The sequence below is a fragment of the Roseateles saccharophilus genome (assembly GCF_004342485.1).
GTDB classification, from domain to species: Bacteria; Pseudomonadota; Gammaproteobacteria; order Burkholderiales; family Burkholderiaceae_C; genus Pelomonas; species Pelomonas saccharophila.
The window spans coordinates 46,403-72,552 of record NZ_SMBU01000016.1 but is presented as its reverse complement, the minus strand read 5'-3'; the positions used below and the strand labels follow the sequence as shown (position 1 = coordinate 72,552).

The following is a 26,150-nucleotide window of genomic DNA, read 5'->3' as shown; positions in this document are numbered from 1 at the left end:
GCCCAGGGCCTCGTGACGCGGCTAGAAGCCCGCTCACCGTCCGGACTTGACACGCATCAACCGCAGCAGCGTGCTGCCCGTCCAAGATGCGTCCCGATACAAGGGAAAAAGGACACATCACTTTGCAGGGCGCGACAATGGATTCGCTCGAAACGCTGCGGGCCCTCGGCGCCGCTCTGGCGGTTGGTTTGCTGGTCGGCACGGAGCGTGGCTGGCGCGATCGGGAACTTGCCGAGGGCGGGCGCGTCGCGGGCCTTCGCACCTTCGCGCTCGTCGGCTTGATGGGCGGCGTCGCGGCGATGCTCAGCGTATGGGCCGGCCCGTGGGCACTGGCCGTGGCACTTGCCGGTCTGGCGGCGCTGCTCGCCGTTTCCTATGCCGCGGGAGCCAAGGTGTCGGGCAGCGTGAGCGTCACGACCGCGGTGGCGGCGATGCTGACCCTGGCGCTCGGCGCCCTCGCCGCGCAAGGGGAAGCCGTCGCCGCGATCGCCACCGCCGTCGTCGTTGCCCTGCTTCTCGACCTGAAGCCCGTGCTGCATCGCTGGCTTCGCCTGGTCGAACCGCGCGAACTAACCGCGGTGCTGCAACTGCTCGTGCTGTCGCTGGTTATCTTGCCGGTCCTGCCCGATCGCGGCTTCGGTCCGTTTGACGCCGTCAACCCCTACCGGCTCTGGTGGGCAGTGGTGCTCGTCGCAAGCCTGTCGCTCGTGGGCCACGTCGCGATGCGGCTGTCCGGCCCGCAGCGCGGCTTGCTGTTGAGCGGCCTGTTGGGCGGCCTGGCCTCATCGACGGCCGCCACGGTCGCGTTGGCACGCCGGGGCCGCCCGCATCCCGACGCCGCCGCGACGCTAAGTGCAGCCATCCTCGCCGCCTGCGGCGTGATGTTCGTCCGCATGGCGGTGCTCGTCGCGGCCCTGCAGCCCGCCTTGCTCGCGAGACTGGGCGGCATTCTGGTGGTCATGGCGCTGGCCTCCTTCGCCGCGGCGGCTTGGCACTGGCGACGGCACGCTAGCGAAGAAGCGCCCGACGGCGCTGCGAGCACCGAGGGATCGTTGTTCGATCTGCGCTCCGCGCTCGCCTTCGGGGCCCTGCTGGCGGCCGTGGCGGTCTTTACGCGTGCTGCGAACGACGCCTTGGGCGCCGCAGGGCTATATGGGCTGGCTGCACTGTCGGGCCTCGCTGATGTGGACGCGATCGTCATCTCGCTGATGCGCATGAACGCCGATGGCGAGCTCGCTGCCAGCGCGACCGCCCTGGCGGCGGTGATCGCTGCGGCGAGCAACCTCGTGATGAAGGCCGGCATTGCATGGACCCTTGGCAGCCGCGCTATTGGCATCCGGGTTGCCGCGTCATTCGGGATCGTCGCGCTGACGGGCAGCGTTGCGGCCCTCGTCACGTCGGCCTTGTAGACGCACCCATCCCAGGTACTCGGTGACGTACGCCTCTACCTGTTTGAACAAGCTGGCCGTGGTCGTGCCACTCATTGCGCGCGCCGCTGGCCTCGTTTCGCGCCGGGCCGTCGGCAGGCAAGTGCGCAGCCAGGTCTGGCGTAGGCTGCCGCCAGCAACGCGACTTGACGCCGCTCAATGCTGCGTTCACTGGTGCCGCTCCAAAAGCGCCCCGAGTGCCGCCAGCACGCGTTCGGCGGCCGGCCGGCGCCGCCACTGGGGTTCGGTCACGCGCTCACACCGTGCCAGGTCGGCCGCGAAGTCGCTTTCCAGGCGCGACGCGAGCGCGTGACCCTGCACCGCCAGGTTCACCTCGTCGTTGAGGCCGAAGGACCGGTTGTCGAAGTTGGTCGAGCCCAACACCGACCAAACGCGATCGACGATGAGTATCTTGGCGTGCATCATCGCACCCTGGTACTCGTGCAGGCTCACGCCGGCCCGCAGCAGTGCACCGTAGCGGCGCCGGCTGGCGCGGCGCGCGATCGGGTGGTTGTTGAGAACGCCCGGAACAATCACTTGCACGTCGACGCCACGCGCCACCGCTTGCGCAAGTTCGCGCATCATGCTGCGGTCGGGTAGAAAGTACGCGAGCTTATCTTGATCGACGAGCGTGCGGAAGCGATCAGCAGTTGGAACAGCATGCGCGCGCGTGTGGCCTTGCCAGCGGAGGGCGCGCTCGTGACGACCAGTCCTTTCGCGACGGCCGTCGCCGGCGCGTCGGGGCCCGCGCGGCAGAACGGGAAGTCCTCCGACTGCGCCAGCATCTCGCCCTTGCTCTCGAGCCAGTTCTCGGCGAAGGAAGTTTGCAGTGCCGAGGCGAGCGGGCCGCGCACGCACACGACGGTATCGCGCCACGGCACGCCCGCGGCGCCCCCGTCGTCCCACCACGCGGCCACGCCGGCGCCGCCGACGAAGGCGGTCTCGCCGTCAATCACGAGCAGTTCGCGGTGGGTGCGGTTGTTGAAGCGCTTGAGCGTGGACCAGCGCACGGGCTGGTACCACATCACCTGGCCGCCGGCGTCGCGCAGACGGCGGAAGTAGGTGTCAGGGGTCAACAGCGATCCGATCGCGTCGATCACCATACGCACCCTGACGCCGGCCCGCGCACGTTCCTCGAGCGCCTCCAGGAAGCGCTCGGCAACGGCGCTGCGGTGGAACACATACGCTTCGAGATGGACGCTGTGCCGCGCCTGCCGAATCGCTGCCAGCTCCTGCGCATAGACGCTGCGGCCATTGTCCAGCACCTGGGCCTGTGCGCAGTCCATGACCGGCACGTCGACCAGCGCGGCGATCAAGCCGCGCGATTCGTGGCCGTCGCACTCGGGCAATGGACCATGGACCGTGTAAGGCAGCGCGGGCTCGAACAGAACCGCCAACAGCAGTGTCGCGAGAACAAGCAACGCGCCGAGCGCGAGCAGGTGGAACCCGGTGAACGCCATTTGCGGTGCTGGCTACAGCAGCGGAGGTGAATGGCTGAGTTCGTTCGCCCAGTCCGGCGCCGCCGATGTCAGTGGCAAGCAGGTGCCCCCCCAGTCATGGCCGCGGACTGCCGGTCATCGGAAGCTGGCGCCTTGATGTCTTCGTGCAGATCGATGCGCTTCGGGTTGCTCGCCTCGAGGACCGCTCGAGCCTTCGCCATCTCGTCGGTGGATCCGTGTCCGATCACGAGGAAGCCATCCGTCTTGACGGCTTCCTCGTACTGGATCACGCTGTCTTTCGGGATGCCGATGCTGTAGAGCGCCGCGCCCAAGGCGCTGAGCCCACCGACCAGAACCGCGCCCTCGACAGCGGCAACGACCATGGCGGCCAGGTGGCCGAGCACCATGACCGGTCCGATCACAGGGATGGTGAGAAATATGCCCCCGAAGAACAGGCTCCACAGGCCTCCCCAAAAGGCGCCGTTCTTACCCCAGAACTTGATCCGGTCCCCGGTGTTGTAGAAACCGACCACCTTCTCTTCGGAGTGGAAGCCTTGTCCGACGATGCTGAACTGCGTCATGTCGAAGCCGTCACCGGCGAGTTTGCGTATCGCGTCCTCGGCATCCTGGTGACGCTTGAAGACGGCGACCACCGCGTTGCTTTGTTCAGTCTTGTGTTGCATTTGGGTTCCTTCGCATTGAGAGATCGAGTCGGGACGCCGATTCAGCTCGCCGTTATGGGTCGAAGCTCCACACGCCACGCGGCCCATCCAGGCAGGCGGAGCGGCCATCGCTTGATTGCGTCGGTGTCATCACAACACCACCGGCCTGTCTGGCAGTTCGTTCGCAATCCGGCCGCCGTCGGCAGGAAAGTGTTCAACCAGATGCCTTGTCACTGCCTGCACACCATCGATCACACCGCCCTCAAAATTCGATTGCTGGAAGGCAGCTTCCATGTTGCGGCAAACCTTGCTCCATTCGTGCGGGTTCACCTTCGCATGAATCCCACGATCGGCCACGATCTCCACCGCCCGATCGGCGAGCAGCAGGTAGATCAGCAAGCCGTTGTTGTGCTGGGTATCCCAGATGCGCAGCTGCGAGAACACGTCGATCGCGCGCTCCCTGGCCGGCTGCCCCTTGAACAGCGGCGCGCCGTCCAATGCACCCTCGACCGCGAACCGGACTTCTCCGGCATGGGCGGCTTCGCTCGCCTTGATGGCTTTCTCGATCGCGGCCAGGGTGCTAGGAGGAAAGGCCCGCCTGACCTGCGCGTGAGACGTTGTCAGGTGCTTCGCGATGCGTTTGATGTTCATGATTACCACCTCCCCGACGCACCGCCGCCACCGAAGCCGCCGCCACCGCCGCTGAAGCCGCCGCCACCGGACCCGCCCCGACCCATTCCCCCGTAGTAGCCGCCGTATCCATGTCGACCAGTACCGATACCCAGCAGGGTGACGAACAATGCGATCGCGCCAGCGGCCAACGCCATCGACACGGCGCCCGCAATGAACCATGCGATCACTGCGACAGCGCCGCCCGTGACCAGCGCGCCGGGCACCTTTCCCAGAGCGGAGCGAAGCACGCCGCCTACGACGACGGCGAGGATGAACAGGATCGGGACGTATTGGCGAACGTCTCCGAGGTTCTCTGAGGACGTCCTGCTCGGCTCCGGCAGAGGCTCACCGTCGACGACGCGCATGATTTGGTCGACCCCCGCCGTGATGCCACCATAGAAGTCCTGGCTCTTGAATCGCGGCACGACGACTTCGCTGATGATGCGTTTGCTGGTGAGGTCCGTGAGCACGCCTTCCAGGCCGTATCCCACCTCGATGCGTAGCGCGCGGTCATTCTTGGCGACCACCAAGATGGCGCCGTCGTCGACCCTTTTCCGGCCGAGCTTCCATTGTTCGGCCACACGCAAGGCGAACGGCTCGATGGCTTCCGGTGCCGTCGAGGCCACCATCAGCACCGCGAGTTGGCTTCCCTTCCTGGCTTCGAAGGCCGTCAGCGACTGCTCCAAGGTGGCCTTCTGCTCCGCGCTGAGTGTGGCGGTCTGGTCGGTGACATGCCCCGTCAGGGGCGGCACCGGCACCTGCGCTGCAGCGAAGACAGACCAGCAGAGCGCTGCTGCAGACAGCAGCGCCCTGGCCGTCCGCCTTGCGCCATCTCTTGCCGTCACCGGGCCGCTCCCGAAGCACTGCCATTCGACGGGGCCGGCGTCGTGTCAAAACCGACGACGGGCGGCTTGGAGATTTCCTTTTCGTTGTCGACGGTGAAGTTCGGCTTTTCCTTGTAGCTAAACACCATCGCCGTCAGATTGGAGGGGAACGTCCGCACCGTCACGTTGTAGTCCTGCACCGACTTGATGTAGCGGTTGCGAGCCACCGTGATGCGGTTCTCGGTCCCTTCCAACTGCGCCGACAGATCCCGAAAGCCCTGGTTGGCCCGCAGGTTCGGATAGTTCTCCGAGACGGCCATCAAACGCGACAACGCGCCCGTCAATTCACCTTGGGCAGCCTGGAATTTCTGGAAGGCCGCGGGGTCGTTGACCAATTCCGGCGTCGCCTGGATCGACGTCGCCTTCGAGCGCGCTTCGATCACCTTGGTCAGGGTGCTCTGCTCGAAGTTCGCTTCGCCCTTGACGGTGTTGACGAGGTTGGGGACCAGGTCTGCGCGGCGTTGGTACTGATTGACGACCTCGGACCAACTCGCCTTGACTTGCTCGTCGTTGGTCTGGAAGGTGTTGTAGCCGCAGCCGGACAGCGTCAGTGTGGTGACTGCCAGCGTGATGATGAGCTTGCGCATCGGGGTTCTCCTGTCGAGGTTCGTATTGGTGAGACGGGGTGTGTGGCCGGAAGGCGCTGAAAGCGGAGGCGCGAGCCATGTCGCGATGCTAGGCATCGACGTGCGCCCGCACTTGATCGGCATCAAGCGAAACGATGGGAGCGCGAGTGGCGCGCGCCGTGGCTGCGCCGATGACGGCGTACTTCAATGCCTTGCCGATGAGCAACGCGCCGAACACCGATGGCCACCGCATGCCGAGCACCGCACCGAGGATCAACGCCGGCGTTTGTGCGAACGGTGTGGCCGCGATAGCCGCCAGCGTCAGAAACCCATAGTTGGCGGTCCACTCGACGAGAAGGTGCCAATGTTTCGAGCTGGCGAGTTGCGGCAGTTGCCGATCCATCCACGCCATGCCGAAGTGACCCAGCAGGTGCGTGAAGAGGGCACCAGCAACCGCGCTCCCCAGCACCGCCCACAACACAACGGCCCGCCAGCGGCGCGGGTTCAGCGCCACCACAGCGATCAGCACCGGCCCGACCGGCACTGTCAGGCTCAGCGTTGCTGCCGCCGACAAGATCGCCGCGATCGGCGGGAACCACCAGCGGTCGGCGAATGGGAACAGCTCTCCGATCCAGCGCCGTATTCCGGAGTTGTGGCCGAACTCGAGCGCCCTTGCAACGAAGCGCATCACGATCGCCTCAGCGCGCTGTACAACGCCATCGTGCCGAAGACCGTCGAGAAGGTCTGCCGCTGCGACACTTCCGTGAAGCCTGCGCCGCGGAACAGCTCGAGCAGCCTCCCGTCCACGTTGTCCTGCGTGTTGGCGAAGCCGTCGAGGAGCTGGATCGCCACGAAGGCAGCCCGCATCAAAGGGCCGCTGGCACGCCCCCAGTCTGCCACGTGCAGTTCGCCGCCGGGACGCAGCACGCGGTGGATCTCCCGCGCGGTGCGCTGCTTGTCATCCCACGACAGGTGATGGAAGAACAGGCTGCAGAACACGCGGTCGAAGCGCGCGTCGGCATACGGAAGACCGAACGACAGGCCATGGTCGAACCGGATCGCGACGCCCGCTCGCTTGGCCTTGCGCTGCGCGATCGAGAGGATGTTCGTGTCGCCGTCGATGCCGACCACATCGATGGTCGGATGGTGCTGCTTGATCCGGATCGCGAGCGTGCCGGTGCCGCAGGCGAGGTCCAGCACCTGCTGGCCCGACGCCAGACCGGCCTGTTCGATCAGTGCCTGTTTGAAGCGGCGCTCGCGCGTCGTCGCGGCGACCACGGCGTCGTAGGCCGGTGTCAGCCAGTGGAAGCCAAGCGCCGGGACGTAGCGGCTTTCACGGCTGTCGGGCATGCATGCTCCTGCGCGCCGAGCCTAAGCCACCATCCCGGTCCGATCGAGAGTCAGCCGTCATCGTCGCTCCGATTGCGTAGGCCAGAAGCGATCTCTCCGTCGCGCGCCGGCCCCCAAAAGGCCAGCGCGACGCCGGCTCCCAGCACCAGCACCAGCGCCGCCGCCCAGAACGGCGCCACCGGCTGCCATGCGAACAGCAGCCCCGCACTGACCGAGCCCAATGCCTGACCGAGGTTGCCGGCCGCCGCTTGCCCGCCGAGTAGCGCACCGCGCGCCGCATCGTGGCGCTCGAGCAGTTCGTACGACAGGACCGGCCCGATCATGCCGACCCCGGTGGACACCACGGCGATCAGCAGGCCGAGGGCCGCGGCGTCCGGCACCCTGGAGGTGAAAGTCAACGCGAGCGCCGCGGCACCGAACGCCGCTGCGACCCAGCGCTGGTTGATGCGGCGGCGCACCTCTTGCAGCAGCAAGGTGGATTGCGCCGCCAGCATCGCCAGACTGCAGGTGACGAACATCAGTGCCATCGTGCCGCTGGCGAGTCCCAGCGTCTGTCCGCCGAACAGCGTGAACCCGACCTCGAACGTGCCCACCGCAAACGACGCCAGCAACGCCACGCCCATCGATGCACGGACGAAGCGCCGGCGTTCGCGCGACACCTGCCGCGACGTCTCGCCCGAAGCCATGGCGCGCACGCGGCCGAGACCCCAGCGGGCGAGCAGCAGCAACGGCAGGCCGCCCAGCGCTACGCCGAGCGCGGGCCAGTTGATCATCCCGGCCATGCGCCCGACCGGCATGCCCATGACCGGCCCGGCGATCCAGCTACCAAAGGGCGGGCCGGCGAGGAAGCCGACAAAGGAGGCGCTGCCGAGCAACACGAAACGCCGGCTGCGCACGACCGGCGTGCTGACATCGGCGATGTACGCCTGGGCCGTCGGCACGATCGCGGCGGCGCCTGCGCCGGCCAGAAGGCGCGCCGCGTACACGACACCCAGGTTCGGCGCCAGCGCGGCGGCAGCCTCGCCCACCAGGAAGGCGGCGAAGCCCGCGGCCAGCACCGCGGTGCGGCCGTACCGGTCCGACAGACGACCCCACAACGGCGCGAACAGGAACAGCGCGAAGGTGTAGACGCCGCCCAGTATGCCGACATGCCAGGCGAGCGCGGATGGCGTCGCAGCACCAAGGTACTGGCGCAGATAGAGCTGCAGCAACGGCAGTCCGGCGCCGTAGCCGAGCGCGACGACGAACACGATCGCGCCCAGCAGCAGCATAGCGCGCGCCCCTCCCGGGACCGAATCGGGTCGCGCCAGCGCATCGAGCCCCGCTGTCTTGATCACGCCCGCTCTCGCTTCAGACCGCAGCCGGGGCGGCGCGCGCGGTGCGGTCCGCCGCGCCGGGAATCGCCTGGCCGCGGCGGATGCCGGTCAGCCGCGTGCGCTTGAGCATCAGCGCGTTGATGGCGACCAGCGCCGAGCTGCCCGACATCGCGATCGCCGCCACCTCCGGGCTGATCGTGAACGGATAGAAGACGCCGGCCGCGAGCGGAAAGGCCACGACGTTGTAGCCTACCGCCCACCACAGGTTCTGGTGCATCTTGTGCAAGGTCGCGCGCGACAGCTCGATCGCGCCGACGACGTCCAGGGGATCGCTCTTCATCAACACCACGTCGGCGCTTTCCATCGCCACGTCGGTGCCGGCGCCGATCGCGAAGCCGACATCGGCCTGGGTCAGCGCCGGCGCGTCGTTGATGCCGTCGCCCACCATGCCGACCTTCTTGCCCTGTGCCTGCAACTCCTTAACCTTGGCCGCCTTGTCACCCGGCAGCACGTCGGCGAGCACGATGTCGACTTGCAGGTCGCGCGCGATGCGCTCCGCGGTGGCACGGTTGTCGCCGGTCAGCATCGCCACCTGCACGCCCTTCGCGCGCAGCGCCGCGACCGCGGCCGCCGAGGTCGGACGCACGGCATCGGCGATCGCGATCAGGCCGATCAGGCGTCCGCCGTGCGCCACGTGAACGACGGTGCGCCCCTGGCCCTGCAGATTGCGCGAGTCGGCGCTGAGCCCGTTGAGGTCGACGTTGTTGACGTCCATCAGCTTGCGGTTGCCGAGCAGCGTGCGCTGGCCGCGCACCATCGCTTCGGTGCCCATGCCGTCGACGTTGTTGAAACCTTCGACCGGCTCCAACGGCAGGTTGCCGGCGCGCTTGAGGATGGCGAGCGCCAACGGATGCTCCGAGAGCTTCTCGACCGAGCCGGCAATCTGCAGCAAGTCGTCCTGCGTGGTGCCTTGCGCTACCGCCAGATCGACGACGTCGGGTTGCCCAAGCGTCAGCGTGCCGGTCTTGTCGAAGATCACCACGTCGAGCTTGGTCGCGTCCTCGAGCGCCGAAGCGTTCTTGAACAGGATGCCGTTCATCGCACCCAGCCCGGTGCCGACCATCACCGCCATCGGCGTGGCCAGGCCAAGCGCGTCCGGACAGGCGATGACGAAGACCGTGATCGTCAGCGTGAGCGCGAGCAGCACCGGCTGGCCGAGCACGAAGTACCAGACCCCGAAGGTCGCGAGGCCGATCAGGAAGGCCACCAGGACCAGCCACTGCGAGGCCCGGTCGGCCAGCAGTTGCGACGGCGCCTTGGAGTTCTGCGCCTGCTGCACCAGCTTGACGATCTGCGCCAGCGCCGTGTCCGCGCCGACCTTGGTGGCGCGGTAGCGGAAGCTGCCGCTCTTGTTGATGGTCGCGCCGATCACCGTGTCGCCCACCGTCTTCTTCACCGGCATCGACTCGCCAGTGAGCATCGACTCGTCGACCTGCGAACCGCCTTCGAGAACCTCGCCGTCGACCGGGATCTTGTCGCCCGGGCGGATCAGCACGATGTCGCCGGCCAGCACCTCGGACGTGGCCACGGTGGTCTCGACCCCGTTGCGCAGCACGGTGGCCTTCGGCGGCGCGAGTTCCATCAGCGCACGAATCGCCTCCGAGGCACCCGCGCGAGCGCGCATCTCGAGCCAGTGGCCGAGCAGGATGAAGACTAGCAGCACCGACACGGCTTCGTAGAACTGCGCGCCCTTGAAGAAGAAGGTGGCCCCCAGGCTGAAGAGATAGCCGGTACCCACGCTCAGCACGACGAGTACCGCCATATTCAGCACGCCGTTGCGCAGCGCTCGCCCCGCTGCCACGAAGAACGGCCAGGCCGGATAGATCACCGCGCCACTCGCGAGCGCGAATAGCCAGACGTTCAGGTCGAGTCCGAACGGCGGCGCGAGCTTGATGAACGACATGCCCATCGGCGCGTACAGAAAGATCGGCACGGTGAACGCGAGGCAGATCCAGAACCGGTTGCGCATGTCGCGCGCCATGCCTTTGGCGTCCATGCCGGCGCCATGGCCCATTTCGTGGGCCATCGCGTCCATGCCGCCGTGGTCCATGTCGTGAACGTGTGCGGCAGGAGGCTTGGGACTCGCCTTGGGGCTCACCCCGGGCGCTGCGTGCCCATGGTCATGGGCGTGAGCATGCGCGTGCGCATGGCCGGCGTCCTCGTGCGGTGCGCAGAGGTGCCGCGGAGTCGCCTCGCCGCGACAGTGGTAGCCGCACTCTTCGATCGCCGCGCGGATGCGATCCGCGCCGATCGTGTCGACGTCGAACGTGACGCTTGCCGAGCCGGCGACGTAGTTGACCTGCACCGCGCTCACGCCGGGCAACTGCGACAGCTGCTTCTCGACGCCACGAGCGGACATCGACGACAGCAGGCTGCCGACTTCAAAGGTACTGTTGGTGTTCATGGAATTCCTTGTTGCCGCGAGTTCTCGGCTGTCAGCCGATCAGCGTGCGCAGCGCATCGAAAGCGACCTTGGGATCGGCGATGCCGTGGTAGATGGCCGGGATCTCGCGCGTCAGCCCGAGCAGGCCGTACACGCCGTGCATCGCCCCGCGCACCGAATACTCCACCGTGAAGACCACGTCCTCGGGGATCTCGACGTACTGGCCGAGCAAGGCGAAGTTCTTCGCGCCAGGCGGGATCACCGGCGGCCGGTCGGTCACGTCGCGGCGTTCGAACTCGCTGGTGATGTAGGGCATCATCACCGGGATCACCGTTGTCGCGTAGCGCACCTCATCGAGGATGTCTTCGCAGCCCAGGTGGTGCATCAACTCGGTCAGGATCTCCTGGCCGCTGCACTGCGCCATCGGCTTGTCGACGTAGTCGCCTGGGTTGTCGATGAACAGCCCGTAGCCCCACAGCGTGAACACGTCGTCGGGCTGACCCGCGAAGTGAGGTGCGTGGGGCACGACGGCGGACATCAGCCAGCTCGAGTCCTTGAACGTCATCAGGCCGCCGGTGCCGGGCTTGTTGCCGGTGAATTCCTCGATCCGCTGCACCAGCACCGGCGTGCGCATCGTCAGCGTGAAGGACTCCCACTTGCTCTCGTCGACGTTGCCGCTGAACGCATTGGGTCGACCGAAGCCGGGCGCCTTGCGCGCCATGTTCTCCCACAGCGTCCAAGCGCCGTCGCGCTTGTCGCGCACGAGCTCGGGTGCACGATCGTCGTCTCCGCAGCGCGAATCGGCGGTCATCGAGCCGATCGTGATGAAGGCATAGTCGTCGCGGCCGACGGGGTAGCTGAAGTTCTCGCCCCGGCTCGTGCCGTGGAGCGCCTCGATGCGGCGGCCGTCGGCGGCCTCGAGGAAGTCGACATCGGTCACCTTGGTGCCGTATTCGAAGCGAACGCCCTGCTCAGTGAGCCACTTCTCGAGCGGGCGCACGACCGAGTCGTACTGGTTCAACGCGCTGCGCCGCACGCCCGCCAGCGTGTGGATGCGCGGGAACTCCTGCAGGAAGCGCAGCATGTAGCGCTTGAGCTCGATCGCGCTGTGCCAGTTCTGGAACGCGAACGTCGTGCGCCACATCGCCCAGAAGTTCGTCGTGAAGAAGTGCGGCGAGAAGCAGTCCTCGATCCGCTTCGTGCCGATGGCCCGCTCGGGCATCGCGAGCAGGCGCATCATCTCCAGCCGGTCGTGCAGGCTGAAGCCCAGATCGGTCGCGTCCACGATCTTGCGGCCCTTGCCGATCAGGCGCGCGTGCGCGTCTGAGCGCCACGCTTCGTTGAAGGCCCACACATCGTCCTTGACCGACTTGGCCGGATCGGCCAGCGTCGGGACGCTGTCGAGCACGTCCCACAGGCAGACGTAGGCTTCTTCCGTCCACATACGCCCGCCGCGCGTGACGTAGCCCTTCACCGGGTCGCCCGAGCCGTCGAGCGCGCCGCCGGCCACGTCGAGCTCTTCCAGGATGCGGATGTTGGAGCCGCGCAAACCGCCGTCGCGGATGAGCAGCACGGCCGCCGACAGCGCGGCGATCCCGCCGCCGACGATGAAGGCTTTGGCTTTGTCGAAATTCTTCATGGCAATCCCTCTTGTTAAACGTTGATCAATGAAGCTGCGAGGCACTTCTCGCCCGCGCACCATGGCTGCGGGTATCGGGCACGCGCTGGTGGAGTCCGACCCTGGGGTTCCTCAAGTGCAGATAGACGACGCCGCTGAGCACGGCCGCGAAGAAGCACCACACCGAGATGAACCACAGGGCATAGAACGCGTAGGCGGCGGCGAAGGACAGCAGCGCAAGGAGCCCGAAGACCTTCACCAGGCGATGCGCGGAGAACAACAGGCTGACGCCGGTCGACAGCAGGTACAGCGTCATCGCCACCGCGGCGAAGAAATGCGGCGAGACGTACTCGACGTGCCGTCCGGTCGGGCGGGAGACGATGCCATATCTCGCCATCGCGTACAGCAGCCAAGTGCCGACTGCGATGCCTGCAACGCTGAATGCGATCAGTGCCTTGCGGCGCCAGCCCGGTGGCTCGATCAGCAGTACCGCAAGTGGCACGTAGATCGGCCAAAGGACGTGCGAGAACAGCGAATAGGCATAGGTTAGCGCGGTGTTCAACCACGGCGCCTTGTCGGGGAACGTCAGCCACAACGCGCCCTCGATGAGCTGCTGAACGGCGAACAGGAGTGGGATCAGCGCGAACGGCAGTTCCGGGCGTCGCCGGACCTGGCGCGCCGTGGCGGCGCCGACGAGCAGCAGCCCGGCTCCGGCTGTGAAACTGGCGGTGGCGGAAAAGCACATGTCAGTCAGTCCCGAGCGCGGCGGCTTGCGCCGAGGTCACGAAGAGACCGAACGCCTTCCCGCTGTCCACCGCGTACAGGTCGCGACGCGTGAGGGGCACTTGCGGCTCTCGACCGCGGCGCGAGGCGAGCATCTGGTAGACACCGGTGCCGCCGGCTTCGAACTCGAGCGCGCACGCCGCCATGTACAGCCGCCAGACGCGGTAGGTCGGTTCGTCCACCTCGCGCAGCGCGGCCTCCCGGCTTGCCTCGAGCCGCTGGACCCAGTGCCGCAGGGTCAGCGCGTAGTGCGGCCGCAGCGCTTCGACATCGTGAATTTCAAAGCCTGCGCGCTCCATGCCGAGCTGGATCTTGCTGACGCAGTCGAGCTCGCCGTCGGGGAATACGTAGCGGTTGATGAATTCGGTCGCGATGGTCTTGTTCCAGCCTTCCTCGTCGTGCGTGATGCCGTGGTTCAGGAACAGTCCGCCCGGCCGCAGGACACGCTGAACTGCGGCGAGGTAGGCCGGCAAGTTGGCGAGCCCGACATGCTCGAACATGCCCACGCTCGACACCTTGTCGTACACCCCCTCGCCGGCGAGGTCGCGGTAGTCGCGCAGCTCGACGGTGACGCGGTCCTCCAAGCCTTCGTCGCTGATTCTTTGCAGCGCGTAGGCGTGCTGCTCGCGGCTCAAGGTGATGCCGTGGGCCCTCACGCCGTGGTACTTGGCGGCCCAGCACACCAAGGCACCCCAGCCGCAGCCAATGTCGAGCAGGCGCTCGCCGGGCCGCAGCCGCAACTTGCGGCAGATGTGCTCGAGTTTGTTGCGCTGGGCCTGCTCGAGCGTGTCGTTCGGGCTCTCGAAGTAGGCGCAGGAATAGACGCGCTGCTCGTCGAGCCAGAGCCCGTAGAACTCGTTGGAGACGTCGTAGTGGAAGGAGATGGCCGCTCGGTCGCTCTTGCGCGAATGCCGGTGCGAGAAGCTGCGCGCGATGCGCGAAGCCATGGTGTTGCTGGGCTTGAGGCTGGCGTCAGAGCGCGACGGCAGCCGCCAGGCGTCGCGCAACAGCGCGAGCTTGTCGCGCCAGCTCAGGGAAACGCGCTGGAAATGATCCTTCAGCGTGAGCGCGCTGTAGAGGTCGCCCTCGAAGTCGAGCTGCCCGTGGAAGTAGGCGTCGGCCAGCAGCAGCGGGCTGCGCCCGAGCACCAGGCGCCGAAGCAGCGCCGGGTCGCGCAGCACCAGCGTGAACGTGGCCGTCCCGCCGCTCGGCGCGTGCACCGTGTCGTTCCACAGGCGCAGAGCGGCAAAGCCGTCGAAGCCACGCATCAAACGCTCGAAGATCCGGATGGCGGGTTCGTCGTGCGCACTCCGGCGTGCCTGCGGGTGGTGGTCCAGGACGATGCTCATGGGTGTTTTCCTTCTTCTTCGTTGCGTGTCGACCGATCGACTTTGTCGTCGCTGGCGCCCGACTCGGAGTTGCTGGTCGCCACGTACAGCAGGACCAGACACACGGGGATCGACAACATCAGCAGCGGTCCCCAGGCGTGGGCGTGGTGTTCGGCGAGCAGTAGAAGCAGCACCACGACCGCGAACGCGACCAGCACCCAGGTGGCGGCTTTGGACGAATCGATGCGCATGGAATCCCCTCGTTCGACCGACAGCTGTTGGCTAGCGGCTTTCCCGATGCGGGGACCAGGCCGATATCGGGAACTCGACCTCGTTCGGCCGATCGGCCAGCCTGGCGAGAATGCGGAACTGGTACGGGCCGTCCTTGGCCATGGAGAACACCTGGCCATAGGAGGCCAGCCCGTTGATCGTCATCGGCGTCAGGTACTTCGGTGCGGCGTTCACGATGCCGACCTCGTGCAGTTGGGCTCGCAGGACTGCGTCTCCGATCCGCCGCCCGTCCTTTGCGTCGACCAAGGCCGCGACCAGGTGATGGACCTGCCCGCCGTCCTTGGGTACGACACCGTGCATCTCCTCGAGCGGGTGCTTCTCCGCCACGATGGCCGCCGGGACGAGCCCCCAGTACAGGACGACGCCGTCGCGTTCCACCCGTGCCTGGGCCATCGCGGGCTGGATGGCGAGCGGCAGCACGGCGAGTGCGAGCAGCGCGGGAAGACGTCGTGCGCGCAAGACTAGCCGCAGCGCGGCGAAGCAAAAGCTCGGGACGGACATGGCGATCTCCTCATAGGGATGGGAAGGCAAGGCTGGTTCGCTGCCCGGCATGCTTCAACAGGGGAAGCACCGCCGCGGCGAGCGAGGCGCCGAGGCGAATGCGGTTCGAGGGGTGAGCGATCGTGTCGCAGCTCGCGATGTCGGCTGAGCCGGCCGCGCGCAGGTCGTCGAACGCGGTCTGCGCGAACACCGCGTGCACGGCCAGACACACCGGTGCGGCCAGCCCGGCGCGCCGCAGATGGACGACGGTTTCGATCATCGTGCGGCCGGTGGAGACGATGTCGTCGACCAGCACCGGCGTGTGCGAGCGCCAGCGCTCGACGTCCGGCACCGACACCTGCACGTCACGATCGCCGCGGCGCGTCTTGCGCAGCACCACAAACGGCGCATCGGCGCTGCCCGCCACCTGCTCCACCCACTGCATGCTTTCCTCGTCCGGGCCGATCAGCAATGGCTGCCGCACGTGCGTACGCAGCCATTGCGCCAGGTTGTCGGCAGCGTGCACCGCGAACGCTGGGATGGTGTAGACCTGCGACAGCTCATTGATGCGGTGCAGATGCGGATCGACGGTGACGAGCCAGTCGAAGCGGCTGGAGATCCACGCCGCCACGTGTTGCGCACTGATCGTCTCGCCGGGATGGAAGCGCGTGTCCTGGCGCATGTAGGCGAGGTAGGGCGCGACCAGCCCGACCGATCGGGCCCCGCTGTCGCGTGCGGCTGATGCCAGCAGCAACAGCGGCACCAGCTTGTCGTCCGGCTGGTCGAGCGTGCACACGATGACGGCGTGCCGCCCCTCCAGCGCGGATTCCACGCGCACGTAGGACTCGCCGTCCGGGAAGCGCCGCACCGTCGCCGCCCCGCATTCCCCGTCCAGGCGCTGCACCAGTTCGGCCGCCATCGCCTCGTTGCCCGGCATCGAAATCACGATGGGCTTCATGCGGGATGGCCCTCCAACGCGATCGCCGGGTGCGCGTCGTGATAGCGGCGTGCATACGCAAGCTCACCGGGCGCCTGGGCATGCAGGGTAAACAGCGGTTGGCCGGCTTCGACGTCGTCGCCCAAACGCACGTGGAGCTCGAGCCCGGCAGCGGCTGCCGACGGCGCGCCGGCGAGCTTCGCGACGCGGGCAAGGCGCCGGTTGTCAATGGCGGCGACGTAGCCGGCCGAGGCCGCGAGCACCGGCTCTCGCAGCGGAGCCAACGCCGGCTCGCGCAGGCCCCCTTGGGCCTCGCAGATGGCCTGGAACTTGGCCCAGGCGGCGCCGCTGTCGAGCAATCTCCAGGCCTCGGACTGCCCCTGGCCTGGCCGTGAGTGGCCGCAGAACTCAAGCAGGTGGGCGGCCAGGGCCAGTGCGCGCATGCGCAAATCCACCGGCGCGTGGGCCGCGCCGCGCAGCACGGCGAGCACGTCGTGCGCTTCGAGCGCCGGACCGATGCCGCGGCCGACCGGCTGGCCGCCGTGCGTGCGCAGCACCCGCAAGTTCAACCCGTTCGCATCGGCCACCTGTTCAATCAGGCGTTGCAGACGAAGGAAGTCCTCGTCGCTGCGCACCTTGGCGGTCGGTCCGACCGGGATGTCGATCAATGCATGCGTGGCCCCGGCAGCGATCTTCTTCGACAGCACCGACGCGACGAGTTGGGCATCGCTGTCGAGGTCGAGCGGCCTCTCGACACGGATGAGCACGTCGTCGGCCGGGCTCAGGGTCAGTGCGCCGCCCCAAACCAGGCAGCCGCCCTCGCGCTCGACCACGCGGCGCATGGCGGTCACGTCGAGATCGACGCGGGTCAGCGTCTCCATCACGTCGGCAGTACCCGCGGGCGACGTGATCGCCCGTGACGATGTCTTCGGCATCGTCAGCCCGGCTGCCGCGACGATGGCCACGACGATCGGCGTCGTGCGGTTGCCGGGCAGGCCGCCAACGCAATGCTTGTCGGCGATCGGCGCGCGGCCCCAATCGATCCGTTCGCCGGCTGCGACCATGGCTCGGGTGAGCGCGATCGTTTCCTGCACGTTCATGCGCCCGCCCGCGCAGGCGCTGAGAAAGGCGGCGATATGGATGTCTGGATAGCGGCCGGCAGCCACGTCGGCGACGATCGCGTCGAACGCCGGCGCGTCGAGGCGATTGCCATAGATCTTCGCGCGCACCTGGCTCATCGAATCGAGCGCCGGCGCGTGCGAGACCGTGGCGCGGTCGCCGGCAGCGGCGTTCAGCGCCCGCCAGGCACTGTTCGACAGGCCGGCCTCGTCGACGGCGAGCAGTCCAGGATCGACGACGTTGAGCGTGGCGATGATCGCGCGGCCGTTCAGATGCACCTCGACCCGCGCCTGCGCCTCAAATCCCTCGGACCGGCAGACGTGGCAGTCGGCGTGCATGTAGACCACGGACTCCTGGAGCGTATCGATGCCGATGCGCCGCAGCAGCAGGCTGCCGTCGCCACGAGGTGTCGGCAGGACTGGCTGGCTCACGACGGGATCTCCACCGTCTGCCCGAGCGACGGCACCGTGGCCGTCCATCCGAGCTCGCGCTCGATGCGCTGGCGCAGTGCATCCGCCGGACCGGGCTCGCCGTGCGTGATGAACACCCCGCGCGGCGCCTTCGGCGCGCTGCCGAGCCAGCTCACGATTTGTTGTGCGTCGGCATGCGCCGACAGCCCTTGCAGCGATACCACTTCCGCGTTCACTGGAACATCCTCGCCATGGATGCGCAGACTGCGCTCGCCGTTCTGCAGCCGCGCGCCGCGTGTCCCGCCGGCCTGGTACCCCGCGAGCACGACTGTGTTGCGGCGTTCGGGCGCCAGCGTCTTGAGGTGATGCAACACGCGTCCACCGGTGGCCATCCCGCTCGCGGAAACGATGACGGCCGGGTAGCGCAGCGTGTTGAGCGCGCGCGACTCCTCGACGGTTCGCACCATCTTCGCCACCTTGCACATGCCATCGCACTCCTCGGGCGACAGCCGGTGCTCGACACGGTGCCGGTGGTAGATCTCGGTCATGTCGATCGCCATCGGACTGTTCAGGAACACAGGCAGATTGGGAATCGCACCGCGTGTCTTGAGCCGGTAGAGCATGTACAAGAGCAACTGGGCTCGTCCGACCGCGAACGCCGGCACCACGACAATGCCGCCGCGCGAGGCAGTGCGCGTGATGGTCTCCGCCAGCACCGCCTCGGTGGCATGCGCCTCGTGCAGGCGGTCTCCGTAGGTGGACTCGACGACGACGTGATCGGCAGCGCAGATGTCCACGGGGGCGCGCATGATCGGATCGTCTGGCCGGCCGAGATCTCCCGAGAACAGCAGCGTCTCACCGCCGACCTTCAGTTCGATCGATGCTGCCCCGAGGATGTGACCGGCCGGTCGCAGCGTTACGGCAATACCGGGAATGACCTCGCGGGATTGCTCGAACGGCAGCGGTTCGAAGCGGCGCAGCGCACGCTCGGCGTCCTCCTCCGTGTACAGCGGCATCGCCGGCTGGTGCTTCGAGGTCTGGTGGCGGTTGGCGTATTCCGCATCCTCCTCCTGGATCCGCCCGCTGTCGGGCAGCAGCAGCTGGCACAACTCGATGGCCGATGGCGTGGCGAACACCGTCCCGCTGAATCCGCGCTTCACGAGCAGCGGCAACGCGCCGGAATGGTCGAGATGGGAGTGGGTCAGCACGACGGCATCGACATCGCGCGGCTCGAAGGGCAGCGCCTCCCAGTTCATCAAGCGCAACTGCTTGTAGCCCTGGAAGAGGCCGCAATCGACCAGCAATTTGCGGCCCTCGTGCTCGACGAGGTACTTGGAACCGGTGACGGTGCCGGCGGCACCGAGAAAGCTGAGTTTCATCCTTGCACTCCCGAGGCGGGCGCCGTGCCGAAGCGCGGGATCCAGCGCGGCGTCCGGGCCGCGTAGCTCTCCCACCCGGCGCCGAAGACACGCTGCGCGTCCTTCTCCTCGTTGATGGCGAGGCGCACATACATGAAGCACAGGATCGGGAACATTGCCAGCGTCAGGATCGTCGGCCACTGCAGCAGGAAGCCGAACATGACCGACACGAAGCCGATGTACTGCGGGTGGCGCACGCGCGCATAGGCGCCCGTCGTGGCCAGCGTGCCGCGTTTCTGGTTCGCGTAAAGCACGGCCCAGGCCGCCGACAGCAGCCAGAAGCCGCCGCCGATGAACACGAAGCTCAGCATGTGGAAGGGCCCGAAGTGCGGGTTAGCGCGCCAGCCGAACATCACCTCGAGCAAGTGACCGGCGTCGTGCGACAGAAAGTCGACGCCGGGGAAGCGCGTGCCGAGCCAGCCCGACAGCAGGTAGATGGTCAGCGGGTAGCCGTACATCTCCGTGAACAGCGCGACCAGGAAGCCCGAGAAGGCGCCGAACGAGCGCCAGTCGCGCGGGCTCTGGGGCTTGGCGAAGCTGAACGCGAAGATGATGAACACCAGCGAATTGATGATCACCAGCGACCACAGCCCGTAGGCCGGCGTTGAGGTGGAATGCTCCATGGCTATCCTCCTTGGGGAGATTCAGTGATGGTGATGGGCGGCCGGCGGCGTGCCGGTCGATGCGGGCGGCGGATCCTTGGCCGGTGCCGGCGCCGGGGCGTCGTCGGGTGCGTGCCCGGCATGACCGCCATGGTCGCCATGGCCATGGAACATGTGCAGCAACGGGCACGCGGCCAACAGCAGGAATGGCAATGCGCCCAGCAGATGGGCCCGGTGCTCGGTCAGCAAGAAGTACAAGGCGATGGCTGCGAAGCCACCCAACACCCAGGGCGCGGCTGCGCCGCGCATGTGGCGACCGGTGGGATGAGATCGATTTCGTTTCATGGTCGGCTCCTTGAAGTGGTGGAACTTGCTTGGGAAAGCCTGCGATCAGCGCCGTGGCGCTGCGGCGCGCCTGGCGCGATCGGGCGGCATATCTGCGGCCACGCCTTCGATCAGGCCGCACACTAGGGTCCCATCGGGCGCCCCGTCGGGCATCTGCTGCCATTCGTGCAGCGCCCGCTGCATGCGCATGTACAGATCGGCCATCGCGTCCAGTTCTTGTCGATGCCGTGCGATGCGCTCGCTGAGAAGCTCGCGCGCCCGGGGGCAGGGCAGATGGCCTTGCTCGCTCATGCTTAGCAGTTCCGCAACGTCGCCGAGCTTGAAGCCGAGCCCGACCGCGCTGCGGATGAAGCGCACGCGCGCCAGGGCGTCGTCGCCGAAGCGGCGATAGCCATTGGCCGTGCGAGCTTGCGGCTCGATCAGTCCGAGCCGCAGGTAGTGCCGCAGCGTGTCCGCCGTGATGCCCGCCATGCGGGCGCATTCGTTCAGTTTCATCGTCGTCTCGTGTGCGTGCGGTGGGGCGCAATACCCAACCTAAGCAAGCCTGTAAGCTTGGACCCAGGTGCGACACACAGGTCAAGCAGGCACCAGCGCCGGCCAGCCCGATGGGTTCGCGCAAGGCTCGGCCGACCGCATGCGGTGGCCGTCAGCGCGTCGAATGCCGTGTCAAATGCGCAGGCGCGCCGAGACGGAGAACAGGTTTTGCGGGGGCGGGGCCGCCGCAGCGGGTGGCGCATGCAGCCAGCGCTCATCGGGCGCAGCGGCCCGGACCTCGAGCACCCACTGAACAGGGACAACATCGAGTTGCACCGACGACCCAGGGTCGATCTGTTTGGTACCGTCCGCTGCCGTGGTTGCCGTGACGTAGACGGGCGGGTTGCAGCCCGCGTCGCAATCGTCATCGTCGGATGACGGGTCGCCTGCCTGCTCTGTGCTCGTATTGGTAATCGCACCCGCAGCGCCGTCCTGGCGTGCGCTGGCTGCGATGCGATCCGGTTCCGCATGCGAATGCTGCGCCTCGGACGAATGCGATGGAAGCGACATCCAACCGTGCGCGTGCGAGGCATGCGGCGCGATGTGTCCGGTGCACACCGTGCCGCCAATCACGCTCGCCGTGAAAAGCGCGAGGATCACGCTGCAAGCGATTCGTCGCCAGGTCGACTTCATCGTGCTCATGATCGGTGGGTGCGCCAGTGGTCCGTGTGGTGGATGTGCTCTAAGAACCAGGTTAAGCGTTCATGGGAACAAACCCTTGACGGAGATCAACCCAGCGACGAGATGCCGACATGCGTGTGCCCATCACGCCGGGTAGAGGCGCCTGAAGGCCGCCTCGGCCCATTGGTCGCGGGCGACGCGCCACGATTCGATCGCCTGCTCGGTCGCATGTGCAACAGCGCGCTCGGCGACATACCACGGATTGGCGTCGCGCTGCACGTCGCGCATCCCGCTGGCTTCGATCGCCGTGCGCAGCCACGGCAGCAGCGCGAGCACCGGCACCACGTGCTCGGACCAGACGATGCGGCTGGTTCGCATCGGGTGTAGCCGCTCCATGCCGAGCGCCAGCAGCGGAGCGGCCAGTTGCTGTACCAGCGGAGACAGCCACGTGCCGTAGAGCGCATCGAGCCGCTCTGACAGCGCCTGCACGCGCTCGAACCCGGGCGGGTTCGCCTCGAAGTGGATCTGCTCCAGCCGGCGCGGCTCGAACTGAGCGCCCGGCACGTCGTCCGGTCCAGCCGGGGCGTTGAGCTTCATTTCGTACAGGCCAGGTGGCAACGCCTCGATTGCCGCGCTGTGGTGCAGGATCGCTCGGTGCTCTCGGCGCGCCACGTCGGCCGATACGAAGATGCCCAGGTGCCCGACCTTGGGGTTGATCAGGTAGACGATGCGCTGCCCGGCCGCGACGAGCGCCTCGGTCGACGGATACACCGCGCGCAGCCAGCCCAGCGCCTGGTGAGGCGGCGTGATGTTGTCGCCCTCCGAGCTGAAGATGAGCATAGGCGTCCGGATGCGCGTCAGGTCAGCGCGGCAGCCGTGGTCGACGACGACTTCACCCTTCTCGAGTCGATTGCCGATGAACAGGTCTCGCACGATCGAGAGGATCTCTTCGCGACCGAGAAAGTAGTAGCCGTTCCACCAGCGCTCGAACTCGAGGAAACGCTCGCGCTCGGCATCCGGGCGCGCGAACAGCGTGTCGTACTTCTTGAACACGCCTTCGGGGCGCAAGGTCTCGAAGTTCTGCACCAGCCAGGCACCGTCGAAGCGCCCGCCTTCCAGGTCGGCGAGAAGATGCGTCGCCCACGCACCACCGGTGAAGCCGCCGGCCAGGCGCATCGGGTTGACGCCCGCCTCGCCGGCCCAGTACGACAGCGGCGAGCCGTTAAGCACCGCCAGGCCCGCGCGGCGCTCGCAATGCGACAGCGCCATCGTCACCGCCCAGCCGCCCTGGCAGTTGCCGTAGACGATCGGCGGCTTGCCACGGTGCCGTTGCGCGACGATGTCGATGAAGCGCGCCAGCGATCCGATGACGGCGCCGAGCGTCTGGCCTTCGACGGGTTCGGGGTCGAACACGACGAAGTAAACCGGGTGGCCTTCGAGCAGCGCCATCCCGACCTCGGAGTCGCGCTTGAAGCCGCCAATGCCAGGGCCGTGGCCGGCGCGCGGATCGACCACCAATACTGGCGCAGCGCCGCGCTTCACATGCTCCTCGAAGTGGTCGCTGCCGCAGCGCGTGACGCGCAAAAGCCGGTAGTTTGATGGTGGGTCGAACGTGTGGGCGTCCGCCGCCACCTCGGCCTCGAAGTGCAGCAGCGGCGGCATCCCGGCCGCCTCGTGCGCCTGCATGTTGTCGGCGCGCTGGCGCAGCGTGTCCATCGCCGCGACCCCGCGCCACCACGCATCGGCCGCGTAGCGTGTCCAGGCATCCAGTGGCCAAGGCGAAGGCTCGGGTGCGGGCGTGGACGGGTTGCTATCGATCAGGCGTGTATTCATGGTGTTCTCGCATCAGGCCAAGGCAGGTGGCGCCGCATCGACGGCCCAGTCGAGGACCACCGCCTCGTCCACCGCCAGCAGTTCCGGGTTCTTGTCGGGGTAGTGCAGGCGCCGCAGCACGTGCCGCATGAGGTTCAGCCGCGCCTGCTCCTTGTCGTCGGCGCGCACCACTGCCCACGGTGCGGCCGCGTGGTGGGTGTGGCGCAGCATCGCGTCGCGCGCCTTGCCGTAGGCCTTCCACTTCTTCTGCGCGACTTCGTCGATGGGGCTGAGCTTCCACTGCTTGAGCGGATTGCTGCGCCGGTCCTCGAGGCGCCGGGCCTGTTCCTTGCGCGAGATGTCGAGGTAGTACTTCAGCAGCTTCACGCCGGATCGCACCAGCATCTGTTCGAAGGCCGGTACGGTCTGCATGAACTCCTCGTACTCCTCGGCGGTGCAGAAGCCCATCACCCGCTCGACGCCGGCGCGGTTGTACCAACTGCGGTTGAACAGCGCGAACTCGCCGCGCGTCGGCAGCAGCGGCACGTAGCGCTGGAAGTACCACTGTCCCTGTTCGCGATCGGACGGCTTGCCCAGTGCGATGAAACGGGTCTCGCGCGGACTCAGGTGCTCGACAATGCGCTTGATGGTGCCGTCCTTGCCCGCCGCGTCGCGTCCCTCGAGCAGCAGCAAGATGCGGTCGCCGCAGCCGATGAAGTGACGCTGCAGCTTCACCAGCTCGATCTGCAGCAGGTGCAGTTGCGCGTCGTAGTCGGGCGCGTCGTTTCTCGCCTGGGCCTTGCTCTCGTTCTTCTTGTTCATTTCGATGTTCCTGGTGGCGCGGCTCAGCCGCAGCAGCAGCCGCCCGGCTTCTTCGGACCTGCGGCGTGACCGCAACCGCCGGCGTGCGCGTGGTCAGATGACGGCGGGCCCCCTGCTGCGATGGCCGCAGCAGGGGCGGCCGGATAGCCGGCTGCGTCCAGGGCCGCAGTCAGGGCGGCGAGCGTCGCAGCAGTATTCGCGGTCGTGGTCACGCGCGCGCGGCCGAGCGACAGGCTCACATCCACGCCACTGACACCCGGGACACGCTGCAGCACGCGCTTCACCGAGTCGACGCATGAGCCGCAGGTCATGCCCTTCACTTCGAGTTCAATCGTTTCCATGTCATGCCCTTTCGAGGTTGGAGCGGGAGTTCCTTCAGTCTTCAATGCGCCGCAGCGCCGGGCGCTGGCCGAGCGTGACGGCCAGCGTCACCCTCGCGCCGCGTCGTTCGATGTCCAGCTGTATCGAGCTGCCGGGTTTGCCGGCCGCCGCGAGTTGCGTCAGCGCGGCGCTGTCGGTCACGGGTCGGCCGTCGACCGCCTTGATCACGTCGCCCGGCCGCAGGCCACCACGATCCGCGGGGCCACGCGGCTCCACGGCCGCCACCAGCACGCCGCCGCGTACCGGCAACGACAGGTTGTCGGCCAGCGCTGTATCGACGTCCTGCGCCTGGATGCCCAGCCAGCCACGGCGCACGCGGCCGCCGGCCATCAACGCCTCGGCCACTGTGTCGACCAGATCGACAGGAATCGCGAAGCCGATGCCCACCGACCCTTCTGATCGGGTGTAGATCGCGGTGTTGATGCCGACCAGCTGTCCCGCCGTATCGACCAGCGCGCCGCCGGAGTTGCCGGGGTTGATCGACGCATCGGTCTGCACGAAGTTCTCGAACGTGTTGATGCCCAGGTGGTTGCGGCCGGTAGCGCTGACGATGCCTTGTGTGACGGTCTGGCCGACGCCAAACGGGTTGCCGATGGCCAGAACCACGTCGCCGATGTCGAGCGAGTTGCCGCCGCGGCGCTGGATCGCTGGCAGCTCGCGCGCCTCGACCCGCAGCACCGCGAGGTCGCTCTCAGGGTCGGCCCCGACCACACGCGCACGCAGCGGCGCGCGCTGGGGCAGCACGACCGCGATCTCGTCCGCTCCTTCGACCACATGGTAGTTGGTGACGATGTAGCCGTCGGGACGCCAGATCACGCCCGAGCCCAGGCTGGTGGCACGCTGCGGCACGCCTTCGCCGTAGTCGTGGCGCCGCTGGTCGAGCCACCCGCGGCCGCGCGGCATCTGCTTGGCGGTGTAAATGTTGACCACCGACGGCATCGCGATGCGCACTGCTGCGCTGTAGCTGGCGTGGGCGTCCGACGCGGGCATGGGCTGCTGCGCGACCGGCGACGCCACGGGTAGGCTCAGGTCGACCGCAGGGCCGGCCGGTGGTGCGTCCGGCCGGGTCAGCCACAGCAGGCTCCAGGCGAGGACGCCGGCGGCCACGGTCTGGCCGGTGAACCGGATCCAGCGTTGCATCACGTTCCTCCCTTTGCCGCCGCGTGTTCAGAAGACCAGCCGCACGCCGGCACGCACGACGGTCTCGTTCGCGCGTTCACCTGCGCTGCGCGCCGCATCTGCTGCGCCGCCATGCAGGTTGACGCGGCTGAGCGCGACGAAGGGCGCGACCTGGCGCGTGAACTCGTAGCGGGAGCCGAGACCGAACTGCGTGCGGTTGATGCCGCTGCCCAGGCCGATCGGCGTATCGCTGCGCGATGCCGCACCGAGCGCCGCAAACGGATAGACGATCCAGCGCTGCGTCAGCAGCATCTCGTGCCGGCCTTCGATGTCGAACAGCGCACGACCATCGCCAACGCTCAGCGTCGCGTCGAGGTCGAACAGGTACGGCGCCAGGCCGTTGAAGCCGAACACGGCGTAGTTGCGCGACACGCCGCCGATCGCGCGATCGACACGCACGCCGGCCACTGCGTCCCAGTAGTCGGCGATGCGGTAGCCATACATCAGGCGGCCCGAGGTCGGCTCGGCCACCGAGCGCGGCGACTCGCCCAGCAGTTGCCAGCGCAGGCGATGGGTATCGCCGCCCACGTAGCCTTCGGCCTCGACCGAGCGCTGGCTTTCGCCGCCAGCGCGACCGAAACCCGCCTCGATGCGCGTGTAGCTGAGCCAGTCGGCGGCCCGCGCGCCTGCAGCCACGGCTGCGAGCGACAGCCCTAACAAGACGGGCAAGACTGGCGCAAGCGTGCGCCCTACCGATTTGGAAAGACGCAT

Annotated in this window: 28 protein-coding genes; 1 reads left to right on the top strand and 27 read right to left on the bottom strand. The window is 67.5% G+C overall.

Annotation, left to right across the window (positions count from 1 at the left end; all coding sequences use genetic code 11):
- Positions 1-137 precede the first annotated feature (137 nt).
- A complete protein-coding gene (locus EV671_RS14600) occupies positions 138-1,409 on the top strand; it encodes an MgtC/SapB family protein (protein WP_132572892.1) in 1,272 nt (423 codons plus the stop codon).
- Positions 1,410-1,595: 186 nt separating this feature from the next.
- Here EV671_RS14600 and EV671_RS14595 read toward each other — a convergent pair whose 3' ends face one another.
- The 27 genes from EV671_RS14595 to EV671_RS14465 all read right to left on the bottom strand — a co-directional run bounded on the left by EV671_RS14595 (position 1,596) and on the right by EV671_RS14465 (position 26,150).
- Positions 1,596-2,012, bottom strand: coding sequence for a phospholipase D-like domain-containing protein (locus tag EV671_RS14595; protein ID WP_132572889.1), 417 nt, complete (start codon positions 2,010-2,012; stop codon positions 1,596-1,598).
- Positions 2,009-2,887, bottom strand: coding sequence for a phospholipase D-like domain-containing protein (locus tag EV671_RS14590; protein WP_132572886.1), 879 nt, complete (start codon positions 2,885-2,887; stop codon positions 2,009-2,011). Before EV671_RS14590 ends, EV671_RS14595 begins: the two co-directional genes overlap by 4 nt.
- 68 nt (positions 2,888-2,955) lie before the next feature.
- Positions 2,956-3,549, bottom strand: a complete 594-nt coding sequence (locus tag EV671_RS14585; protein ID WP_132572883.1) for a general stress protein — start codon at positions 3,547-3,549, stop codon at positions 2,956-2,958.
- A gap of 129 nt (positions 3,550-3,678) precedes the next feature.
- The gene (locus tag EV671_RS14580) at positions 3,679-4,179 is read right to left on the bottom strand and encodes a TPM domain-containing protein (RefSeq protein WP_132572880.1); all 501 of its coding nucleotides are present in this window, start codon (positions 4,177-4,179) and stop codon (positions 3,679-3,681) included.
- A 2-nt stretch (positions 4,180-4,181) separates the two neighbouring features.
- Entirely contained in the window at positions 4,182-5,045 is an 864-nt protein-coding gene (locus tag EV671_RS14575; RefSeq protein WP_132572877.1) for a TPM domain-containing protein, read from the bottom strand.
- Complete coding sequence (locus EV671_RS14570) at positions 5,042-5,671, bottom strand: LemA family protein (protein WP_132572874.1); 630 nt, start codon at positions 5,669-5,671, stop codon at positions 5,042-5,044. The genes EV671_RS14575 and EV671_RS14570 overlap by 4 nt, the downstream gene beginning before the upstream one ends.
- Before the next feature lie 88 nt (positions 5,672-5,759).
- The gene (locus EV671_RS14565) at positions 5,760-6,338 is read right to left on the bottom strand and encodes a YqaA family protein (protein ID WP_132572871.1); all 579 of its coding nucleotides are present in this window, start codon (positions 6,336-6,338) and stop codon (positions 5,760-5,762) included.
- Positions 6,338-7,000 carry a class I SAM-dependent methyltransferase gene (locus EV671_RS14560; RefSeq protein ID WP_132572868.1) on the bottom strand — a complete coding sequence of 221 codons (663 nt, stop codon included), beginning with the start codon at positions 6,998-7,000 and terminating at the stop codon, positions 6,338-6,340. Before EV671_RS14560 ends, EV671_RS14565 begins: the two co-directional genes overlap by 1 nt.
- A gap of 50 nt (positions 7,001-7,050) precedes the next feature.
- Positions 7,051-8,337 carry an MFS transporter gene (locus EV671_RS14555; RefSeq protein WP_243655726.1) on the bottom strand — a complete coding sequence of 429 codons (1,287 nt, stop codon included), beginning with the start codon at positions 8,335-8,337 and terminating at the stop codon, positions 7,051-7,053.
- Positions 8,338-8,350: 13 nt separating this feature from the next.
- Positions 8,351-10,780 (bottom strand): heavy metal translocating P-type ATPase, encoded by a 2,430-nt coding sequence (locus tag EV671_RS14550; RefSeq protein ID WP_132572865.1) that lies wholly within the window; start codon positions 10,778-10,780, stop codon positions 8,351-8,353.
- Positions 10,781-10,811: 31 nt separating this feature from the next.
- Positions 10,812-12,398, bottom strand: a complete 1,587-nt coding sequence (locus EV671_RS14545; RefSeq protein ID WP_132572862.1) for an oleate hydratase — start codon at positions 12,396-12,398, stop codon at positions 10,812-10,814.
- A 25-nt stretch (positions 12,399-12,423) separates the two neighbouring features.
- Positions 12,424-13,122: a DUF6629 family protein gene (locus EV671_RS14540; RefSeq protein WP_243655725.1), complete on the bottom strand. Its 699-nt coding sequence runs from the start codon at positions 13,120-13,122 to the stop codon at positions 12,424-12,426.
- 1 nt (position 13,123) lies between these two features.
- The gene (locus tag EV671_RS14535) at positions 13,124-14,509 is read right to left on the bottom strand and encodes an SAM-dependent methyltransferase (protein ID WP_132572859.1); all 1,386 of its coding nucleotides are present in this window, start codon (positions 14,507-14,509) and stop codon (positions 13,124-13,126) included.
- Positions 14,506-14,739 carry a hypothetical protein gene (locus EV671_RS14530; RefSeq protein WP_132572856.1) on the bottom strand — a complete coding sequence of 78 codons (234 nt, stop codon included), beginning with the start codon at positions 14,737-14,739 and terminating at the stop codon, positions 14,506-14,508. The genes EV671_RS14535 and EV671_RS14530 overlap by 4 nt, the downstream gene beginning before the upstream one ends.
- A gap of 31 nt (positions 14,740-14,770) precedes the next feature.
- Positions 14,771-15,280, bottom strand: coding sequence for a hypothetical protein (locus EV671_RS14525; protein ID WP_243655724.1), 510 nt, complete (start codon positions 15,278-15,280; stop codon positions 14,771-14,773).
- Between the two features lie 10 nt (positions 15,281-15,290).
- A complete protein-coding gene (locus EV671_RS14520) occupies positions 15,291-16,217 on the bottom strand; it encodes a ribose-phosphate pyrophosphokinase (RefSeq protein ID WP_132572853.1) in 927 nt (308 codons plus the stop codon).
- Positions 16,214-17,794 carry a thymidine phosphorylase family protein gene (locus tag EV671_RS14515; protein WP_132572850.1) on the bottom strand — a complete coding sequence of 527 codons (1,581 nt, stop codon included), beginning with the start codon at positions 17,792-17,794 and terminating at the stop codon, positions 16,214-16,216. Before EV671_RS14515 ends, EV671_RS14520 begins: the two co-directional genes overlap by 4 nt.
- Positions 17,743-19,104 carry an MBL fold metallo-hydrolase gene (locus EV671_RS14510; RefSeq protein ID WP_132572847.1) on the bottom strand — a complete coding sequence of 454 codons (1,362 nt, stop codon included), beginning with the start codon at positions 19,102-19,104 and terminating at the stop codon, positions 17,743-17,745. The genes EV671_RS14515 and EV671_RS14510 overlap by 52 nt, the downstream gene beginning before the upstream one ends.
- Positions 19,101-19,766 (bottom strand): methyltransferase family protein, encoded by a 666-nt coding sequence (locus tag EV671_RS14505; RefSeq protein WP_132572844.1) that lies wholly within the window; start codon positions 19,764-19,766, stop codon positions 19,101-19,103. Before EV671_RS14505 ends, EV671_RS14510 begins: the two co-directional genes overlap by 4 nt.
- A gap of 21 nt (positions 19,767-19,787) precedes the next feature.
- Complete coding sequence (locus tag EV671_RS14500) at positions 19,788-20,090, bottom strand: DUF2933 domain-containing protein (protein WP_132572841.1); 303 nt, start codon at positions 20,088-20,090, stop codon at positions 19,788-19,790.
- A gap of 45 nt (positions 20,091-20,135) precedes the next feature.
- A complete protein-coding gene (locus tag EV671_RS14495; protein WP_132572838.1) occupies positions 20,136-20,585 on the bottom strand; it encodes a MerR family transcriptional regulator in 450 nt (149 codons plus the stop codon).
- Between the two features lie 171 nt (positions 20,586-20,756).
- Positions 20,757-21,266, bottom strand: coding sequence for a hypothetical protein (locus EV671_RS14490; protein WP_132572835.1), 510 nt, complete (start codon positions 21,264-21,266; stop codon positions 20,757-20,759).
- Positions 21,267-21,389: 123 nt separating this feature from the next.
- Complete coding sequence (locus EV671_RS14485; protein WP_132572832.1) at positions 21,390-23,078, bottom strand: DUF3141 domain-containing protein; 1,689 nt, start codon at positions 23,076-23,078, stop codon at positions 21,390-21,392.
- Between the two features lie 12 nt (positions 23,079-23,090).
- The gene (ppk2, locus tag EV671_RS14480; protein WP_132572829.1) at positions 23,091-23,879 is read right to left on the bottom strand and encodes a polyphosphate kinase 2; all 789 of its coding nucleotides are present in this window, start codon (positions 23,877-23,879) and stop codon (positions 23,091-23,093) included.
- 23 nt (positions 23,880-23,902) lie between these two features.
- Complete coding sequence (locus tag EV671_RS14475; protein WP_132572826.1) at positions 23,903-24,220, bottom strand: heavy-metal-associated domain-containing protein; 318 nt, start codon at positions 24,218-24,220, stop codon at positions 23,903-23,905.
- Positions 24,221-24,254: 34 nt separating this feature from the next.
- Positions 24,255-25,400, bottom strand: a complete 1,146-nt coding sequence (locus EV671_RS14470) for a S1C family serine protease (protein ID WP_132572823.1) — start codon at positions 25,398-25,400, stop codon at positions 24,255-24,257.
- Positions 25,401-25,427: 27 nt separating this feature from the next.
- Positions 25,428-26,150 (bottom strand): copper resistance protein B, encoded by a 723-nt coding sequence (locus EV671_RS14465; protein WP_132572820.1) that lies wholly within the window; start codon positions 26,148-26,150, stop codon positions 25,428-25,430.

Bases quoted from the DNA above. Each gene is read 5' to 3' on its own strand.
- EV671_RS14600 (WP_132572892.1), top strand. From the start codon at position 138: ATGGATTCGCTCGAAACGCTGCGGGCCCTCGGCGCCGCTCTGGCGGTT.
- EV671_RS14595 (WP_132572889.1), bottom strand. From the start codon at position 2,012: ATGATGCGCGAACTTGCGCAAGCGGTGGCGCGTGGCGTCGACGTGCAA.
- EV671_RS14590 (WP_132572886.1), bottom strand. From the start codon at position 2,887: ATGGCGTTCACCGGGTTCCACCTGCTCGCGCTCGGCGCGTTGCTTGTT.
- EV671_RS14585 (WP_132572883.1), bottom strand. From the start codon at position 3,549: ATGCAACACAAGACTGAACAAAGCAACGCGGTGGTCGCCGTCTTCAAG.
- EV671_RS14580 (WP_132572880.1), bottom strand. From the start codon at position 4,179: ATGAACATCAAACGCATCGCGAAGCACCTGACAACGTCTCACGCGCAG.
- EV671_RS14570 (WP_132572874.1), bottom strand. From the start codon at position 5,671: ATGCGCAAGCTCATCATCACGCTGGCAGTCACCACACTGACGCTGTCC.
- EV671_RS14565 (WP_132572871.1), bottom strand. From the start codon at position 6,338: ATGCGCTTCGTTGCAAGGGCGCTCGAGTTCGGCCACAACTCCGGAATA.
- EV671_RS14560 (WP_132572868.1), bottom strand. From the start codon at position 7,000: ATGCCCGACAGCCGTGAAAGCCGCTACGTCCCGGCGCTTGGCTTCCAC.
- EV671_RS14550 (WP_132572865.1), bottom strand. From the start codon at position 10,780: ATGAACACCAACAGTACCTTTGAAGTCGGCAGCCTGCTGTCGTCGATG.
- EV671_RS14545 (WP_132572862.1), bottom strand. From the start codon at position 12,398: ATGAAGAATTTCGACAAAGCCAAAGCCTTCATCGTCGGCGGCGGGATC.
- EV671_RS14540 (WP_243655725.1), bottom strand. From the start codon at position 13,122: ATGTGCTTTTCCGCCACCGCCAGTTTCACAGCCGGAGCCGGGCTGCTG.
- EV671_RS14535 (WP_132572859.1), bottom strand. From the start codon at position 14,509: ATGAGCATCGTCCTGGACCACCACCCGCAGGCACGCCGGAGTGCGCAC.
- EV671_RS14530 (WP_132572856.1), bottom strand. From the start codon at position 14,739: ATGCGCATCGATTCGTCCAAAGCCGCCACCTGGGTGCTGGTCGCGTTC.
- EV671_RS14525 (WP_243655724.1), bottom strand. From the start codon at position 15,280: ATGTCCGTCCCGAGCTTTTGCTTCGCCGCGCTGCGGCTAGTCTTGCGC.
- EV671_RS14520 (WP_132572853.1), bottom strand. From the start codon at position 16,217: ATGAAGCCCATCGTGATTTCGATGCCGGGCAACGAGGCGATGGCGGCC.
- EV671_RS14515 (WP_132572850.1), bottom strand. From the start codon at position 17,794: ATGGACGGCCACGGTGCCGTCGCTCGGGCAGACGGTGGAGATCCCGTC.
- EV671_RS14510 (WP_132572847.1), bottom strand. From the start codon at position 19,104: ATGAAACTCAGCTTTCTCGGTGCCGCCGGCACCGTCACCGGTTCCAAG.
- EV671_RS14505 (WP_132572844.1), bottom strand. From the start codon at position 19,766: ATGGAGCATTCCACCTCAACGCCGGCCTACGGGCTGTGGTCGCTGGTG.
- EV671_RS14500 (WP_132572841.1), bottom strand. From the start codon at position 20,090: ATGAAACGAAATCGATCTCATCCCACCGGTCGCCACATGCGCGGCGCA.
- EV671_RS14495 (WP_132572838.1), bottom strand. From the start codon at position 20,585: ATGAAACTGAACGAATGCGCCCGCATGGCGGGCATCACGGCGGACACG.
- EV671_RS14490 (WP_132572835.1), bottom strand. From the start codon at position 21,266: ATGAGCACGATGAAGTCGACCTGGCGACGAATCGCTTGCAGCGTGATC.
- EV671_RS14485 (WP_132572832.1), bottom strand. From the start codon at position 23,078: ATGAATACACGCCTGATCGATAGCAACCCGTCCACGCCCGCACCCGAG.
- ppk2 (WP_132572829.1), bottom strand. From the start codon at position 23,879: ATGAACAAGAAGAACGAGAGCAAGGCCCAGGCGAGAAACGACGCGCCC.
- EV671_RS14475 (WP_132572826.1), bottom strand. From the start codon at position 24,220: ATGGAAACGATTGAACTCGAAGTGAAGGGCATGACCTGCGGCTCATGC.
- EV671_RS14470 (WP_132572823.1), bottom strand. From the start codon at position 25,400: ATGCAACGCTGGATCCGGTTCACCGGCCAGACCGTGGCCGCCGGCGTC.
- EV671_RS14465 (WP_132572820.1), bottom strand. From the start codon at position 26,150: ATGCGTCTTTCCAAATCGGTAGGGCGCACGCTTGCGCCAGTCTTGCCC.